The 16,241-nt window shown below is 71.8% G+C and carries 13 protein-coding genes; 10 read left to right on the top strand and 3 right to left on the bottom strand.

What is annotated here, in order from left to right:
• Positions 1-111: 111 nt before the first annotated feature.
• Positions 112-876 (bottom strand): hypothetical protein, encoded by a 765-nt coding sequence (locus E5083_RS15005; RefSeq protein WP_135786186.1) that lies wholly within the window; start codon positions 874-876, stop codon positions 112-114.
• Between the two features lie 70 nt (positions 877-946).
• Here E5083_RS15005 and E5083_RS15000 point away from each other — a divergent pair, with 70 nt between their 5' ends.
• Positions 947-1,486 carry a YrhB domain-containing protein gene (locus E5083_RS15000; RefSeq protein ID WP_135786185.1) on the top strand — a complete coding sequence of 180 codons (540 nt, stop codon included), beginning with the start codon at positions 947-949 and terminating at the stop codon, positions 1,484-1,486.
• 92 nt (positions 1,487-1,578) lie between these two features.
• Positions 1,579-3,378 carry a gamma-glutamyltransferase gene (gene ggt, locus E5083_RS14995; protein WP_135786184.1) on the top strand — a complete coding sequence of 600 codons (1,800 nt, stop codon included), beginning with the start codon at positions 1,579-1,581 and terminating at the stop codon, positions 3,376-3,378.
• 20 nt (positions 3,379-3,398) lie between these two features.
• Here ggt and E5083_RS14990 read toward each other — a convergent pair whose 3' ends face one another.
• On the bottom strand, positions 3,399-5,966 hold the full coding sequence (locus tag E5083_RS14990) for an ATP-dependent Clp protease ATP-binding subunit (RefSeq protein ID WP_135786183.1): 2,568 nt from the start codon (positions 5,964-5,966) through the stop codon (positions 3,399-3,401).
• Between the two features lie 130 nt (positions 5,967-6,096).
• Entirely contained in the window at positions 6,097-6,891 is a 795-nt protein-coding gene (map, locus tag E5083_RS14985; protein WP_135786182.1) for a type I methionyl aminopeptidase, read from the bottom strand.
• 33 nt (positions 6,892-6,924) lie between these two features.
• Between map and E5083_RS14980 the strand changes: the two genes are divergently transcribed.
• From E5083_RS14980 to E5083_RS14945, 8 genes are all read left to right on the top strand, one after another.
• On the top strand, positions 6,925-7,176 hold the full coding sequence (locus E5083_RS14980; RefSeq protein ID WP_030809674.1) for a helix-turn-helix domain-containing protein: 252 nt from the start codon (positions 6,925-6,927) through the stop codon (positions 7,174-7,176).
• An 89-nt stretch (positions 7,177-7,265) separates the two neighbouring features.
• Positions 7,266-8,762: a hypothetical protein gene (locus tag E5083_RS14975; RefSeq protein ID WP_135786181.1), complete on the top strand. Its 1,497-nt coding sequence runs from the start codon at positions 7,266-7,268 to the stop codon at positions 8,760-8,762.
• Positions 8,763-8,919: 157 nt separating this feature from the next.
• The gene (locus tag E5083_RS14970) at positions 8,920-9,762 is read left to right on the top strand and encodes a nitrilase-related carbon-nitrogen hydrolase (RefSeq protein ID WP_135786180.1); all 843 of its coding nucleotides are present in this window, start codon (positions 8,920-8,922) and stop codon (positions 9,760-9,762) included.
• Positions 9,759-11,042, top strand: coding sequence for an aspartate aminotransferase family protein (locus E5083_RS14965; RefSeq protein ID WP_135786179.1), 1,284 nt, complete (start codon positions 9,759-9,761; stop codon positions 11,040-11,042). The genes E5083_RS14970 and E5083_RS14965 overlap by 4 nt, the downstream gene beginning before the upstream one ends.
• 12 nt (positions 11,043-11,054) lie before the next feature.
• Positions 11,055-12,632 carry a PucR family transcriptional regulator gene (locus tag E5083_RS14960; RefSeq protein ID WP_135786178.1) on the top strand — a complete coding sequence of 526 codons (1,578 nt, stop codon included), beginning with the start codon at positions 11,055-11,057 and terminating at the stop codon, positions 12,630-12,632.
• 156 nt (positions 12,633-12,788) lie between these two features.
• Complete coding sequence (locus E5083_RS14955; protein WP_135786177.1) at positions 12,789-13,631, top strand: nitrilase-related carbon-nitrogen hydrolase; 843 nt, start codon at positions 12,789-12,791, stop codon at positions 13,629-13,631.
• Positions 13,632-13,718: 87 nt separating this feature from the next.
• A complete protein-coding gene (gene hydA, locus E5083_RS14950) occupies positions 13,719-15,122 on the top strand; it encodes a dihydropyrimidinase (RefSeq protein WP_135786176.1) in 1,404 nt (467 codons plus the stop codon).
• Between the two features lie 11 nt (positions 15,123-15,133).
• Complete coding sequence (locus E5083_RS14945) at positions 15,134-16,153, top strand: TIGR03842 family LLM class F420-dependent oxidoreductase (protein WP_135786175.1); 1,020 nt, start codon at positions 15,134-15,136, stop codon at positions 16,151-16,153.
• Positions 16,154-16,241: the final 88 nt, after the last annotated feature.

Here is a 16,241-nt window from a genome sequence, read left to right as displayed (position 1 = left end):
CTCCTGACGCGTGCCAGTGCGAAAGTGACCCGACAGTAGTGGGTGGTTCTTACCTCAAGTAACCCGTGGGTAAGTTACGTACGGGTAACAATAGTTGAAGACGGTTGCGTCCTATGAGGCGGGCGTCGCCGGAGCCGGGGTCTCCGCGCTCTCCCCGGTCTCCGGGAACGGCGCCTGCGCGGCCCGCGTGACATCGGCGACCACCTCGACCAGATCGGGGCCGTACGCCTGGGAGTTGACCACCTTGAGCAGCAGCACGAACGAGTGGGAGCCGTGCTTGCGGGCCAACCGCTCGTGGTTACGGGCCAGATAGCGCGTCGCCGCCTGATTGGTGATCGCCCGCTGCCCGCAGAACAGGAACACCGGCCGCGTCTGCCGCCCCGCGGCGACCTTGGCCAGCAGCACGTACTCGGTCGTGCCGGGCTCCATCCGGTAGGTCTCCGTACCGATGCGGAACGCGCCCCGGTTCGGCCCCTTCTCCTTCTCGGTGTTTATCCGCACCCCCGGCAGCATCGCCGACATGTGCGCCAGCATCCGCCGGTTGGAGGCCGGACCGCCCACGCAGAACTCCGTGCGCTCACCGAAGCCCTGGTGCGACACGTCCTGCGTCATCAACTGCATGTTCGCGCCACAGTCCTTGATGAGCGCGGACAGCTCCAACAGCGCGAACACGTCGAACCGGTGCACCGCCGGCTCCGTCGCCCCCGGGTCCCGGTTCACGACGAACAGCGTCTCCGAGTTGTCCGGCAACCCGAAGAACACCTGCTTCCGCCGCAGCTTCCGCCGCCACAAATAGGTCCGGGCCACCCACCCGATCGCGGCACTGATGCCGGCGGCTATGACACCAAGGACGATGTTGCGCACGTCATCGTTCATGCGGCGGGATGGTAGCGGGTCCGGGAATACACAGGGGCGCCGCGTGGGCCTCGTGCGCGATGCTGGGCGCGTGATCGAGCTGGATGCCGCGGTGCGGATCGTCGAGGAAGAGCTGGAGCGAGAGTCGGCGCTGAAGGTGGAGCCGGTGAACATGGTCGTCGCGAGCGCTGTGCGGCATGAACTGGTGTGGGTCGTCCATGTGACGACGGCGGAGTATCTGCGCAGCCGGGACCCCGCTTTCCTGCTGGTCGGGGGAGGCCCGTACCTGGTCGACCGGGCTGACGGCGGCCTGCACTCGGTTGGTGCCGTCTCCTGGAAGACGGGGGCGTGGGAGACCGACTACCGGGTGCGCATCCGGGGGGAGGCCGTGCGGACCGCCGTGGACGACCTGCACGGCGAGGTGCGGGCGGCCGTCGCGGGACGGGGCCGGCTTCCCGCCGTGCGGCTGCTGCGGGAGCGGGTGCCCGCGCTGGTGCTCGGCCAGGCTCTCGCGTACGTGAGCGGGCTGAGCGGGGACGGGGTTCCGGAGGAGCTGGTGGAGGTCGTCACGCGGGAACTGGTGGCCCCGGTTGACCCCGTGATGGCCGTCCGTACCATCAGGGCCGGCTGAGCCGGCATGCGGGGCCCGAGGCCGCGAGGCATACTGTCGGGGGCCTTGGGGATCTGGTTACGCTGCGCGGACGGTGTTCTCGGGAGGTTCGGATGGGTCGTCCTGGTACGCGGAAGCTGGCGGTGGTCGTGGTCTCGGCCGCCGTCGCCTCGATGGGGGCCGCCGCCCCGCCAGCAGCGGCGGGCGGGCCCGGCGGGAAGGTGCCCGTGGCGGTCGGCTACGGAGGCGCGGTCTCCAGCGTCGACGCCGACGCCAGCGCGGCCGGTATCGAGGTGCTGCGCAACGGCGGCAACGCGGTCGACGCGGCCGTGGCCACCGCAGCCGCGCTGGGCGTCACCGAGCCGTACTCGGCGGGCGTCGGCGGAGGCGGCTACTTCGTCTACTACGACGCCAAGTCCCGTACCGTGCACACCATCGACGGCCGCGAGACCGCCCCGCTCAGCGCCCGCTCCGACCTGTTCCTGGAGAACGGCAAGCCGCTGGCCTTCGCGGACGCCGTCACCAGCGGGCTGAGTGTCGGCACCCCGGGCACCCCCGCCACCTGGCAGACGGCCCTGCGCAGTTGGGGCACCAACAGCCTCGCGCGGGTACTGCGGCCGGCCGAGCGGATCGCCCGCGACGGCTTCACCGTGGACGACACCTTCCGCTCCCAGACCGCCGCCAACGAGACCCGGTTCCGCTACTTCCCGGACACCGCACGGCTGTTCCTGCCCGGCGGCAAGCTCCCGGTGGTCGGCTCCACCCTCAAGAACCCCGATCTGGCCAAGACATACGAGGAGTTGGGCCGCAAGGGCGCCGATGCCATCTACCGGGGCGACCTCGGCCGGGACATCGTCGCCACCGTCAACAAGCCCCCGGTCGACCCCGCTTCGGGCTGGAACGCCCGCCCCGGCAAGCTGACCGCCAAGGACCTGGCGGGCTACCGCACCAAACTCCAGCGGCCCACCGACACCTCGTACCGCGGTCTGAAGGTGTACTCCATCGCGCCCTCCTCCTCCGGTGGCACGACCGTGGGCGAGGCGCTCAACATCCTGGAGAAGAGCGACCTTTCCAAGGCGAGCGAGACCCAGTACCTGCACCGGTACATCGAGGCGAGCCGCATCGCGTTCGCCGACCGGGGCCGCTGGGTCGGGGACCCCGCCTTCGAGGACGTACCCACCAAGCAACTGCTCTCGCAGCGGTTCGCCGACTCGCGGGCCTGCCTGATCAAGGACGACGCCGTCCTGACCAGCCCGCTCGCACCCGGCGACCCCCGCCACCCGGCCGCCTGCGCGACCAAGGGCAAGGCCGCGCCGACCACGTACGAGGGCGAGAACACCACCCACCTCACCGTCTCCGACAAGTGGGGCAACGTCGTCTCCTACACGCTCACCATCGAGCAGACCGGCGGCAGCGGCATCACCGTGCCCGGCCGGGGCTTCCTGCTCAACAACGAGCTGACCGACTTCTCCTTCACCCCGGCGAGCCCCGGCGTCCCGGACCCCAACCTGCCCGGTCCCGGCAAGCGCCCGCGCTCCTCGATCTCCCCGACCATCGTCCTGGACCGGCACAACCGCCCTGTGGTGGCGCTCGGTTCGCCCGGCGGCGCGACCATCATCACCACCGTGCTCCAGACCCTCACCGAGTTCCTCGACCGGGGTCTCCCGCTGGTCGACGCCATCGCGGCACCCCGCGCAAGCCAGCGCAACGCCGCCCAGACCGAAGCCGAACCCGCCCTGTACGACAGCGCGTTGCGGGAGCGGCTGGAACAGCTCGGGCACAGCTTCAAGCTCAACCCCGAGATCGGCGCCGCGACCGGCGTCCAACGGCTGCCGGACGGGAAGTGGCTGGCCGCCGCCGAGACGACCCGGCGCGGCGGCGGCTCCGCCATGGTGGTCAACCCGACGGGCTGACCCTGAGCACCTCTAAAGACTCAAGCCCCCTCGCGCTGCGCCTCGGCCGGCTGGGCCTCCTGGCCCTGGACCCGGAAGTCCAGCCGCCCGTCCGCCACATCGACCGTCACCTCGCCGCCCTCGGCCACCGCGCCCTTCAGCAGCAGCCGCGACAACTGGTTGTCCACCTCACGCTGGATCGTGCGACGCAGCGGCCGGGCACCGTACTCCGGCTGATGGCCGCGCTCGGCCAGCCAGTCCACGGCCGCGTCGGTGAAGTCCACCGTCACACCCCGCGCGCTGGTCAGTTCGCGGGTGCCGTTGAGCAACAGGTCGGTGATTTGGCGCAGTTGCTCGGCCGTGAGCTGGCGGAACACCACGATCTCGTCGATCCGGTTGAGGAACTCCGGCCGGAAGTGCTCCCGCAGCGGCCGCAATATCTGCTCCCGCCGCGCCTCCTCGTCCGCGTCCGCACCGCCCGGCCCGAACCCGATCCCGGCACCGCGCCGGGTGATGACGTCCGACCCCAGGTTGCTGGTCATCACGATGACCGTGTTGGTGAAGTCCACCGTCCGCCCCTGGGCGTCGGTCAGCCGGCCGTCGTCGAGCACCTGGAGCAGGATGTTGAAGACGTCCGGGTGCGCCTTCTCCACCTCGTCCAGGAGCAGCAGCGAGTACGGATTCCGGCGCACCACCTCGGTGAGCTGGCCCGCCTCCTCGTGGCCGACGTAACCGGGCGGCGCCCCGACCAGCCGGGAGACCGTGTGCCGCTCCTGGTACTCGCTCATGTCGAGCCGCACCATCCGGTCCTCGCTGCCGAACAGCGACTCCGCCAGCGCCCGCGCCAGCTCGGTCTTGCCGACCCCGGTCGGGCCGAGGAACAGGAAGCTGCCGATCGGCCGGTCCGGGCTCGACAGCCCCGCGCGGGAGCGCAGTACGGCGTCCGCGACCACGTTGACCGCCTCGTCCTGGCCGACCACCCGCTCGTGCAGATGCTCCTCCAGGCCGAGCAGGCGCTCCTTCTCCTCCTGGGTCAGCCGGCTGACCGGCACCCCGGTCTGCCGGGACACCACCTCGGCGATGGCCTCCGCCGTCACCTGGAGGTTCTGCCCCTCGACGGCCTCCCCGTCGTCGGCCACCTCCGAGATCCGCCGCTGGATGTCCGCGATCCGGTCCCTCAACTGGGTTGCCTGCTCGTACTGTTCGTCCGCCACCGCCTGGTCCTTGTCCCGGACCAGTTGCTCGGCCTCGCGCTCCAGCGCGCGCACGTCCGCGCCCTTGGTCCGGGCGCCGAGCCGCACCCGCGCGCCCGCCTGGTCGATCAGGTCGATCGCCTTGTCGGGCAGCCGCCGGTCGGTGAGATAGCGGTCGGACAGCTCCACGGCCGCCGCCAGCGCCTCGTCCGAGTAACGCACCTGGTGGTGGGCCTCGTAGCGGTCGCGCAGCCCGCGCAGGATCTCCAGCGCGTCCTCCACGGACGGCTCGGGCACCTGGATCGGCTGGAAGCGGCGGGCCAGCGCCGCGTCCTTCTCGATGCGCCGGAACTCCTCCAGCGTGGTCGCGCCGACGATGTGCAGCTCGCCGCGGGCCAGGGCGGGCTTGAGGATGTTGCCCGCGTCCATCGCGCCGCCCTCGCCGCCGGTGCCCGCGCCCACCACCGTGTGCAGCTCGTCGATGAAGACGACCAGCTTGTCCGAATGCGCGCGGATCTCCTGCACGATGTTGTTCAGGCGCTCCTCGAAGTCGCCCCGGTAGCGGGTGCCGGCCACCACCGAGGTCAGGTCCAGCGCCACCACCCGGCGCTCCTCAAGCCCCTCGGGCACGTCCCCGTCCGCGATGCGCTGCGCCAGCCCCTCGACCACCGCGGTCTTGCCGACGCCCGCGTCACCGATCAGCACCGGGTTGTTCTTGCCGCGCCGGGACAGCACCTCGATGGTCTGCTCGATCTCCTTCTCCCGGCCGATCACCGGATCGATACGGTTCTCGCGGGCCAGCTCGGTCAGATCGCGCCCGTACTTGTCCAGCGTCGGCGTGGTGGTGGGCCGGGGGCGGTCCGGGCGGCCCTGCGCGGTGTCCGGCGCCTCGGGCGGAGCCGGTTCCGCCTTGAACCGGGCCGCGTGCAGGATGTGCCCGGCGGCCGAGTCCGGGTTCATGGCGAGGGCGCTCAGCACATGCTCGGGGCCGATGTACCCGGCGCCGCTGGCCCGTGCCATCTCGTGCGCCTCCATCAGCGCGCGCTTCACGGCCGGGGTCAGGGACAGCGCGGTCGGCGGCACCTTGCCCGGCTGGTGCTGCACGGGTCCGGCGCGGCCGTCGATCTCGGTGGCCATCGAGTCCGGGTTCGCCCCGGACCGGCTGAGCAGACTGCGGGTGGGCTCGCTGGACAGGGCGGCGCGCAGCAGGTGCTGGGTGTCCAGATCCCGGCTGCCGTGCTCCGCCGCGTACTGCGCGGCCCCCTTGACCAGCTCGCGCGCGGGCTGGCTCAGCAGGCGGCCGATGTCTATCTGGCGGGGGCCGCCGGGCTGGCCCGGATTCCCGGAGCCGCCGAAGAAGCGGGAGAAGAACTCCCCGAAGGGGTCGCCCTCGGGGCCGATGTAGCCGCTGGTCATCGTTTCCGTCCTTCGCAGACGACGCGTGCGGAGCGGCCGGGTACCCCGGATCGGCCGCTCTTGAAACGATGGCACGCCCAGGGGGGAAGGGCACCCGCAGGCTTCACCGGCCCCGCGCCGAGGCCCCGCGTTACGACCCCGCGCCCTGCCGTACCGGCTCGCGCGCCGTCAGGATGCGCGGGCCCGCGTCCGTGATGGCCACCGTGTGCTCGGCGTGGGCCGCGCGGGAGCCGTCATTGCTTCGGAGGGTCCAGCCGTCGGGGTCGGGGTGGTAGCCGTCCCGGCCGCCCGCGATCAGCATCGGCTCGATCGCCAGGACCATCCCGTGGCGCAGCGGCATGCCCCGGCGGGGGCGGCCCTCATTCGGCACGCCGGGGTCCTCGTGCATCTTGCGCCCGATGCCGTGGCCGCCGAAGTCGGCGGGGATGCCGTACCCGGCGGCGCGGCACACGGTGCCGATGGCGTGGGCGATGTCGCCGATGCGGTTGCCGACGACCGCCGCCTCGATCCCGGCCGCGAGCGCCCGCTCTGCGGTGTCGATCAGGGTCAGGTCCTCGGGGCGCGGGCGGCCGACCACGAAGCTGATCGCCGAGTCACCGGCCCAGCCGTCCAGCAGGGCGCCGCAGTCCACGGAGAGGAGGTCGCCGTCGCGCAGCCGGTAGCCGGTGGGGATGCCGTGCACGATCGCGTCGTTCACCGAGGCGCAGATCACCGCCGGGAAGGGGGTCGGCGCGAAGGAGGGGCGGTAGCCGAGGAACGGTGACGTCGCGCCCGCGTCGCGCAGGACGTCGCGGGCGACCTCGTCCAGTTCCCGCAGGCTCACGCCCACGTCAGCGGCGTTCCGTACCGCCGTCAGGGCGCGCCCGACGACCTGGCCGGCCGCGTACATGGCCTCGATGGAGGCGTCCGTCTTGAGTTCAACCATGCCAATTACTATACCGGTATTAGAATGGGTGCCATGGTGCGCACCCCCCTGACCCCCGAAGAGCGCGAGCGCGGCGAACAGCTCGGCCGGCTGCTGCGCGAGGCACGCGGACCGCGGAGCATGACCGAGGTCGCCGCGGTCGCCGGCATCTCCGCCGAGACCCTCCGCAAGATCGAGACCGGCCGGGCGCCGACCCCCGCCTTCTTCACCGTGGCGGCGCTGGCGCGGGCGCTCGGGCTCTCCATGGACGAGCTGGTCGTCCGCTGCGCGCTGGTCCCGGTCTGAGCCGTTCCGCAAACCGTGCGTAGCAGGCCCGTAACACGGCTGGTGTTGCCTGGCTCCCGCAGTGCTGGCGAACGGGCGGGGGCCGGTGAATGGCGGAACAACTCACGGCGGTGGCAGGGGAGTTCGGGTCCTACCTGGACGGCCTCCTGTCCCGCCTCGACCAGAACGCGGGCTGGTGCGGGGTCTTCTGGCACCGCGATCCGGACGGCATGCGCGCCTGCCGCGAGGGGCGCGAGGTGCCTCCGTGGGACGTGGTCGACGCGCTGCTGCGGGACCTCGCGGCGGCGTACGGCACCGTGCCGGCGCTGGCCGAGCGCGAGCGGGCCCGCGCGCTGCACGCGGCCGCCCTCGTCGCGTACGACGCCCGCCCCGGCGCCCGCGAGACTCTGGACCGGCGCCTTCATGCCACCCTCCGCGAGCGCCATGACGCGGACGAACGAGAGGCCGCGCTGGCCCAGCGTCTCGCCGAGGCGAGGACGGAGGCCGAGGCGGAGGCCCTCCGCGTCGATCTGGCCTGGGCTCGGGACGCCCGGCACCGGGCGACGGCTCGGTGTGCGGAGCTGCGGGACCGGCTGTCCCGGATGGCTCGCTCGGAGCCGTCGGCCGCACGGGTCCCCGGGCAGGGGGCGCCCGGCCGTACCCCTCGCGCGGACGCATCCGCCCTCGCGCCAGGCGCCCCGGCCGAAGGCGCTGAGTACGCGGCGTCCGGGCGAGCCCACTACGCGGCCACGCCCGACTTCGCGCCGGGCGGCCGGGCCGACGCCGCCGCGCGGGCCTCTGGCCAGGCGGCGTCGGGCCGTACGCCCCACGCGGCCACGTCCGACTTCGCGCCCGGCGCCCCGGCCGACGCCCGCCCGGCCGCATCCGGTGATCACCCGACCGAAGCCCCCTCCAAGCCTCGCAAACGCCGCCGAGGCAGCGCCCGTTTCGCCGGACTGGACGACGAGACCCCCGCACCCCTGATCCTCCCCGGCGCTCCGCCGGACACCCCCGACCTCCGGGGCGCCCGGTTCGCCGGAGCCGAGGCCGAGATTGAGGGGGAGGAGGCAGCCACCCCCGTACCCCACCCCGACGACCACCGAGCCGTAGCCCAAGCCGTCGCCCACCTCGCCGCCCTCCGCGCCGGGGGCCGCAGCGGTGAGGCGTACACACTCCTCGCGGAAGCCGCCCGCTGGCCCGCCGTACGCCTCCCCCTCCTCGCCGACGCCCTCACCCACGCCGACTGGACCACCCTCCGCTGGGAGGCCGCCGCCCTGCCCCCGGAGCAACTACTCGCCGCAGTACAGGCGTTGACGGCATCCGACCGCCCCGAGGAAGCCCACCGCCTGCTCCGCGAAGGCGCCGCCCGCCCTCCGGAGGAAACCGGCGCCGCGGTGGCGCGCCTCCAAGAAGAAGGCCGTACCCGCGACGCCCGCACCCTCCTCGACGCCTCCCTCCGCACCCGCACCCCCGAGGACGCCGCCCGCCTCGCCACCCCCGACCCCGACCGCCTCACCCCCCTCCTCCTGGAGGCCGCCCGGCACGTCTCCGAGGACCACCACCGGGCCCTCCTCCACGCACTCCGCGCCGCCGGGATCACCCCCTGACCGGCAGCCCGCTCACCCGCAGGGGTGTGAATCGGGACCGAATCAGCGGGTTGGTGACGATGGTCTTGGCAAGGGCGTCCAAGAGGCTTACTTTCGTCCCTCTACGGCCTGTTTCTACGGGCGTAGAGGCTCGGACGCCGCGTCGAAGGAGCAGCTCATGGCCAACGTCGTACGTGCCGCACTGGTTCAGGCCACCTGGACCGGCGACACCGAGTCCATGATCGAGAAGCACGAGGAGTACGCCCGCGAGGCCGCGCGCCAGGGCGCGAAGATCATCGGGTTCCAGGAAGTCTTCAACGCCCCCTACTTCTGCCAGGTGCAGGAGCCCGAGCACTACCGCTGGGCGGAACCCGTACCGGACGGCCCGACCGTGACCCGGATGCGGGAGCTGGCCCGCGAGACCGGCATGGTGATCGTCGTCCCGGTCTTCGAGGTCGACGGCTCCGGGTTCTACTACAACACCGCAGCCGTGATCGACGCGGACGGCAGCTACCTCGGCAAGTACCGCAAGCACCACATCCCGCAGGTCAAGGGCTTCTGGGAGAAGTACTACTTCAAACCCGGCAACCTCGGCTGGCCCGTCTTCGACACGGCGGTCGGCAAGGTCGGCGTCTACATCTGCTACGACCGCCACTTCCCCGAGGGCTGGCGACAACTGGGCCTCAATGGCGCCCAGTTGGTCTACAACCCGTCCGCCACCCACCGCGGACTCTCCGCCCACCTCTGGCAGTTGGAGCAGCCCGCCGCGGCCGTCGCCAACGAGTACTTCGTCGCCGCCATCAACCGGGTCGGCCAGGAGGAGTACGGCGACAACGACTTCTACGGCACGTCGTACTTCGTGGACCCGCGCGGCCAGTTCGTCGGTGAGGTCGGGGACGACAAGACCGAGGAACTCCTCGTGCGCGACCTGGACTTCGACCTCATCGACGAGGTCCGGCAGCAGTGGGCGTTCTACCGCGACCGCCGTCCCGACGCCTACGAGGGGCTGGTGAACCCGTGAACGACCTGTACGCCCGCCACCGGGGCGTCATGCCCGACTGGCTCGCGCTCTACTACGACGACCCGCTGGAGATCACCCACGGTGAGGGCCGGCACGTCTGGGACGCCCAGGGCAACCGGTACCTGGACTTCTTCGGCGGCATCCTCACGACCATGACCGCGCACGCGCTGCCCGAAGTCACCAAGGCGGTGACCGAGCAGGCCGGGCGGATCATCCACTCCTCGACCCTCTACCTCAACCGCCCGATGGTCGAACTGGCCGAGCGCGTCGCCATGGTGAGCGGCATCCCGGACGCGCGGGTCTTCTTCACCACCTCCGGCACCGAGGCCAACGACACGGCGATGCTGCTCGCCACCACCTACCGCCAGGGCAACACCGTCGTGGCGATGCGCAACAGCTACCACGGCCGGTCCTTCGGCGCGGTCGGCATCACCGGCAACCGCACCTGGTCCCCGACCTCCCTCTCCCCGCTCCAGACCCTGTACGTGCACGGCGGCGTCCGCACCCGTGGCCCGTACGCCGGGCTGGACGACCGTGCCTTCATCGACGCCTGCGTGGCCGACCTGCGCGACCTCCTCGGCCAGACCCGGCCCCCGGTCGCGCTGATCGCCGAGCCCATCCAGGGCGTCGGCGGCTTCACCTCCCCGCCCGACGGGCTGTACGCGGCGTTCAAGGAAGTCCTCGACGAGCACGGCATTTTGTGGATCTCCGACGAGGTCCAGACCGGCTGGGGCCGCACCGGCGAGCACTTCTGGGGCTGGCAGGCCCACGACCGCAACGGCCCGCCGGACATCGTCACGTTCGCCAAGGGCATCGGCAACGGCATGTCCATCGGCGGGGTGATCGCCCGCGCCGAGATCATGAACTGCATCGACGCCAACAGCATCTCCACCTTCGGCGGCACCCAGATCACCATGGCCGCCGGGCTCGCCAACCTCGGCTACCACCTCGAACACGACCTCCAGGGCAACGCCCGCCGGGTCGGCGGCCTGCTCATCGAGCTGCTGCGCGGGGTCACCGCCGGGCTGCCCGGCGTCCGCGAGGTGCGCGGCCGGGGGCTGATGATCGGCATCGAGCTGGTCAAGCCGGGCACCGACGAGGCCGACCCGGCAGCGGCCGCCGCCGTCCTGGAAGCGGCCCGCCGCAACGGCCTGCTCATCGGCAAGGGCGGCGGCCACAACACCAGCGCCCTGCGCATCGCCCCACCGCTGACGCTCACCGTCGCGGAGGCCGAGGAAGGCGCGGCGATCCTCGGGGACGCGCTGAGGAGCACGTACTAGGAGGTACCGCCGATGACCATGACCTCGGAGTTCCGGCACACGTCGTGGGGGCCGGAGGAACCGGCCCTGTCCGTCCGGCAGGTGCTCACGCTGGAGCGGGTGCTGGCCGGGGAGCCCGAGGTGGTGGCCGGGGCCGACGGGCTCGACCGGGCGGTGCGCTGGGTGCACGTGGCCGAGGCCGCCGACGTGGGCGTGATGCTCACCGGCGGCGAGATGGTACTCACCACCGGGGTGCTGCTCGCCGGGGACGAGGCCAAGCAGGCCGCGTACATCCAGTCGCTGCACCGGGCGGAGGCCGCCGCCGTCGTCCTCGGGCTCGGCCGCGCCTTTCCCACGCCGCCCGAGGTGATGCGCCGGGCCGCCGAGCGGTGCGGGCTGCCGCTGGTCGTGCTGCACCGGCCGTTCCCGTTCGCCGAACTCACCGAAGAGGTCCAATCCCGGCTCGTACGGGCGAAGTTCGCCGCCGTCAGCCTCTCCGAGGCCGTCCGGACGAGCCTCACCGCGCTGATCACCTCCGGCGCCCCGCTGCAACGCCTGCTGGACGAGGTCGCGCAGCACTCCGGGTGCCCGGTCGTCCTCACCAACCTCGCGCACCGGGTCCTCGCCACGGCGGGGGAGCGGTCCGCCGTGGACGACGTGCTGCGTGACTGGGAGCGGATCGCCCGCCAGGCCGGAGGCAGCGAGGGCGACGGCTGGGTACGTGCCGAGCTGGGCGGGCGCGGGGAGCGCTGGGGCCGGCTGCTGCTGTGCGGCTACCGGGGCGACTCGGCCACCGGGCGCCTGCTCGCGGACCGGGCCGCCGAGGCGCTGGTGCTGCACCGGATGCTCGGCGGCGCCTCGGGCCGCACCTGGGAGGAGCAGTCCGCGCACGGCCTGCTGACCGACCTCGCCTCCGGGACCGTACCGGCCCGGCATCTGCTGCCCAGGGCGCGCGCGGCCGGACTCCCCGTCAACCGGCGTACGTTCGTGCCGCTGGTCGTGCCCGGCGCCGAGCCCGAGCGGCTCGACCGGGTGCTGCGCACGCTGGGCCTGACCGGGCTGGTCGCGGAGCTGGCCGACGGGGCGACCGCCGTACTGCTCAGCCTCGCCCGCGACCAGGACGCCGAGGCGCTCACCGGCCGTCTCGCCGCCCGGCTGCGCACCCCGGAGCTGCCGGACGCGGTGGTCGCCGCCGCCGACCCGCGCACCTGCTGGGACGACGTGCCCGCCGGGCTGCGCGAGGCCCGGCACGTCGCCGACGCGGTCGCCGGGGCCGCCCTGGACCGGCCGGCCGTGGTACGGCTGCGGGACGTTCATCTGCGCGGGCTGATCCGGCTGCTGCGCGACGACCCCCAGGTGCAGTCCTTCGCCGAACGCGAGCTGGACGGCCTGCTGTGCGGTGGCGAGGGGGAGCTGCTGGACGTGCTGCGCACCTACCTGGCGACCGGCCGCAACAAGTCCCGCACCGCCCAGCTCCACCACGTCTCCCGGCCCGCGCTGTACCGCCGGCTTGAGGCCATACAGGCGCGGCTCGGGATCGACCTGGACGACTTCGAACAGGCTGCCTCCGTGCACATCGCACTCCTCGCGCATGACGCGCAACAGGGCTGAAACATGCCACGACCTGCGAAAACGGCGGTGAAACATGCTCTCGGTACAACGTGACACGGTGGCACGCCCGCACCCCGCAGACGTGACACCGTGCCACTCAAACCGCCCGCTCAACCTTCCTAGTGTTCTGGCACACCGAGCGACCCGGAGGTCCCGATGAGCCGAGTGATCCGCGCCGCCCTCTTCCAGACGGCCTGGACGGGCGACAAGGAATCCATGATCCAGGTGCACGAGCAGGCGGCCCGCGACGCCGCCGCCCAGGGCGCCCAAGTCCTCTGCTTCCAGGAGCTGTTCTACGGCCCCTACTTCTGCCAGGTGCAGGACAAGGCGTTCTACGAGTACGCCGAGCAGATCCCCGAGGGTCCCACCGTCCGCCGCTTCCAGGCGCTGGCGAAGGAACTGGGCATCGTCCTGGTACTGCCCATGTACGAGGAGGAGCAGCCCGGCGTCCTCTACAACACCGCCGCCGTGATCGACGCGGACGGCTCCTACCTCGGCAAGTACCGCAAGACCCACATCCCCCAAGTCCAGGGATTCTGGGAGAAGTTCTACTTCCGTCCCGGCAACAGCGGCTGGCCCGTCTTCGACACCGCCGTCGGCCGGATCGGCGTCTACATCTGCTACGACCGCCACTTCCCGGAAGGCTGGCGGGCGTTGGGCCTGGCCGGTGCCGAGATCGTCTTCAACCCCTCGGCCACCTCGCGCGGACTCTCCCGCTACCTCTGGCAGTTGGAGCAGCCGGCGGCGGCCGTCGCCAACGAGTACTTCGTCGGCGCCATCAACCGGGTCGGCGTGGAGGACCTGGGCGACAACGACTTCTACGGCACCACATACTTCGTGGACCCCGAGGCCCAGTTCGTCGGCGAGGTCGCCAGCGACAAGGAGACCGAACTCGTCGTCCGCGACCTCGACATGGCCAAGCTCCGCGAGGTCCGCGACCGCTGGCAGTTCTACAGGGACCGCGAGCCGGGTGCGTACACGCCGCTGACGGCGCCGTAGAAACGCCGGCGAGCGGTATTCAGGGGCGCGGGGAACTGCGCGACCAGCCACAGCGAACCCGCAGCAGACCACGAAGGAGAGGACCCCATGTCCCGCCGCACGCTAATCCGGAACGGCCTCCTCATCACCGCCTCCGACGAGATCCACGCCGACGTACTGATCGAGGACGGCCGAATCGCCGCCCTCGCCGCCTCCGGCACCCCCGCCGCCGAGGCGTTCACCGCGGACCGGACCATCGACGCGACCGGGAAGTACGTCATCCCGGGCGGCGTAGACGGCCACACCCACATGGAGATGCCGTTCGGCGGCACCTACGCGGCCGACACCTTCGAGACCGGCACCCGCGCCGCCGCCTGGGGCGGCACCACCACCATCGTGGACTTCGCCATCCAGAACGTCGGCGGCACCCTGCGCGAGGGCCTGGACGCCTGGCACCAGAAGGCCGAGGGCAACTGCGCCATCGACTACGGCTTCCACATGATCGTCTCCGATGTGAACCAGGAGACGCTCAAGGAGATGGACCTGCTGGTCGAGGAGGGTGTGACCTCGTTCAAGCAGTTCATGGCCTACCCGGGCGTCTTCTACTCCGACGACGGCCAGATCCTCCGCGCCATGCAGCGCGCCGCCGAGAACGGCGGGCTGATCATGATGCACGCCGAGAACGGCATCGCCATCGACGTCCTGGTCGAGCAGGCCCTCGCCCGCGGCGAGACCGACCCCCGCTACCACGGCGAGGTCCGCAAGGCCCTGCTGGAGGCCGAGGCCACCCACCGCGCGATCAAGCTGGCCCAGGTCGCCGGCGCGCCGCTGTACGTGGTGCACGTCTCGGCGCAGGAGGCGGTGGCCGAGCTGACCCGGGCCCGCGACGAGGGGCTGAACGTCTTCGGCGAGACCTGCCCGCAGTACCTCTTCCTGTCCACCGACAACCTCGCCGAGCCGGACTTCGAGGGCGCCAAGTACGTGTGCAGCACCCCGCTGCGGCCCCGCGAGCACCAGGCCGCCCTCTGGCGCGGCCTGCGCACCAACGACCTCCAGGTGGTCTCCACCGACCACTGCCCGTTCTGCTTCTCGGGCCAGAAGGAGCTGGGCCGGGGCGACTTCTCCAAGATCCCCAACGGGATGCCGGGCGTGGAGAACCGCATGGACCTCCTCCACCAGGCCGTGGTCGAGGGCCACATCTCGCGCCGCCGCTGGATCGAGATCGCGTGCGCCACCCCGGCCCGCATGTTCGGCATGTACCCGAAGAAGGGCACCATCGCCCCCGGCGCCGACGCCGACGTGGTGATCTACGACCCGCACGCCGAGCAGGTCATCTCGGCCGAGACGCACCACATGAACGTCGACTACTCGGCGTACGAGGGCAAGCGGATCACCGGCCGGGTCGAGACGGTCCTCTCGCGCGGCGTCCCCGTGATCACCGAGCGGGAGTACACCGGCCATGCCGGGCACGGCGTCTACACCCCGCGCTCCACCTGTCAGTACCTCAACTAGGAGTGGTGCCCATGGACTTCGGTCTCGTACTCCAGACCGACCCGCCCGCCTCCCGCGTCGTCGACCTGATGAAGCGGGCCGAGCGCAACGGCTTCACCTACGGCTGGACCTTCGACTCGGCCGTGCTCTGGCAGGAGCCGTTCGTCATCTACAGCCAGATCCTGGCCCAGACCGACCGGCTCACCGTCGGCCCGATGGTCACCAACCCCGGCACCCGCACCTGGGAGGTCACCGCCTCCACCTTCGCCACCCTCAACGACATGTACGGCAACCGCACGGTCTGCGGCATCGGGCGCGGCGACTCCGCGATGCGCGTCGCGGGCCGCAAGCCCAACACGCTCGCCCGGATCAGCGAGGCCATGAAGGTCATCCGCGCCCTCGGCCGGGGCGAGGAGACCGACCTCGGCGGCACCCCGATCCGGCTGCCCTGGGTGAAGCCGGGCGCCGAACTCCCCGTCTGGATGGCCGCGTACGGGCCCAAGGCGCTGAAGATGACCGGCGAGGAGGCCGACGGCTTCATCCTCCAGCTCGCCGACCTCTACCTCACCGAGTTCATGGTCAAGGCCGTCAAGGACGCCGCCGTCGCCGCCGGCCGCGACCCCGACGAGGTCACCATCTGCGTGGCCGCCCCCGCCTACGTCACCGACGACGACTCGCCCGAGGCGCTCGCCCACGCCCGCGAACAGTGCCGCTGGTTCGGCGGCATGGTCGGCAACCACGTCGCCGACCTCGTCTCCCGCTACGGCGAGCACTCCGCGCAGATCCCGGACGAACTCACCGACTACATCAAGGCCCGCGAGGGCTACGACTACGCCCACCACGGACGCAGCGGCAACCCCGACACCCAGTTCGTACCCGACGAGATCGTGGACCGCTTCTGCCTGATCGGCCCGGTCGAGGCCCACATCGAGAAGCTGAACGCGCTCCGGGCCCTGGGCGTCGACCAGTTCGCGGTGTACGACATGCACGACGCGCAGGAGGCCACCATCGACGCCTACGGCTCGAAGGTGATCCCCGCCGTCAACGCCTGAGCACGGCAGGCGAATCGCACTCCCCCTTCCCGCCCCGCGCGCGGAAGGGGGCCAGGACGCCCGTACGGAACCCTTACGGCGCACCCCC

This window comes from Streptomyces bauhiniae (assembly GCF_004784475.1).
GTDB classification, from domain to species: domain Bacteria; phylum Actinomycetota; class Actinomycetes; order Streptomycetales; family Streptomycetaceae; genus Streptomyces; species Streptomyces seoulensis.
Note: the sequence above shows the minus strand (reverse complement) of the source record. Positions and strands in the feature narration are given on the sequence as shown.

What these genes read in the sequence shown, in the direction of transcription:
- E5083_RS14990 (WP_135786183.1), bottom strand. Translation starts at nt 5,966, where the DNA reads ATGACCAGCGGCTACATCGGCCCCGAGGGCGACCCCTTCGGGGAGTTC.
- E5083_RS14960 (WP_135786178.1), top strand. Translation starts at nt 11,055, where the DNA reads ATGACCATGACCTCGGAGTTCCGGCACACGTCGTGGGGGCCGGAGGAA.
- E5083_RS14945 (WP_135786175.1), top strand. Translation starts at nt 15,134, where the DNA reads ATGGACTTCGGTCTCGTACTCCAGACCGACCCGCCCGCCTCCCGCGTC.
- E5083_RS14955 (WP_135786177.1), top strand. Translation starts at nt 12,789, where the DNA reads ATGAGCCGAGTGATCCGCGCCGCCCTCTTCCAGACGGCCTGGACGGGC.
- E5083_RS15005 (WP_135786186.1), bottom strand. Translation starts at nt 876, where the DNA reads ATGAACGATGACGTGCGCAACATCGTCCTTGGTGTCATAGCCGCCGGC.
- E5083_RS14970 (WP_135786180.1), top strand. Translation starts at nt 8,920, where the DNA reads ATGGCCAACGTCGTACGTGCCGCACTGGTTCAGGCCACCTGGACCGGC.
- hydA (WP_135786176.1), top strand. Translation starts at nt 13,719, where the DNA reads ATGTCCCGCCGCACGCTAATCCGGAACGGCCTCCTCATCACCGCCTCC.
- E5083_RS14980 (WP_030809674.1), top strand. Translation starts at nt 6,925, where the DNA reads ATGGTGCGCACCCCCCTGACCCCCGAAGAGCGCGAGCGCGGCGAACAG.
- ggt (WP_135786184.1), top strand. Translation starts at nt 1,579, where the DNA reads ATGGGTCGTCCTGGTACGCGGAAGCTGGCGGTGGTCGTGGTCTCGGCC.
- E5083_RS14975 (WP_135786181.1), top strand. Translation starts at nt 7,266, where the DNA reads ATGGCGGAACAACTCACGGCGGTGGCAGGGGAGTTCGGGTCCTACCTG.
- map (WP_135786182.1), bottom strand. Translation starts at nt 6,891, where the DNA reads ATGGTTGAACTCAAGACGGACGCCTCCATCGAGGCCATGTACGCGGCC.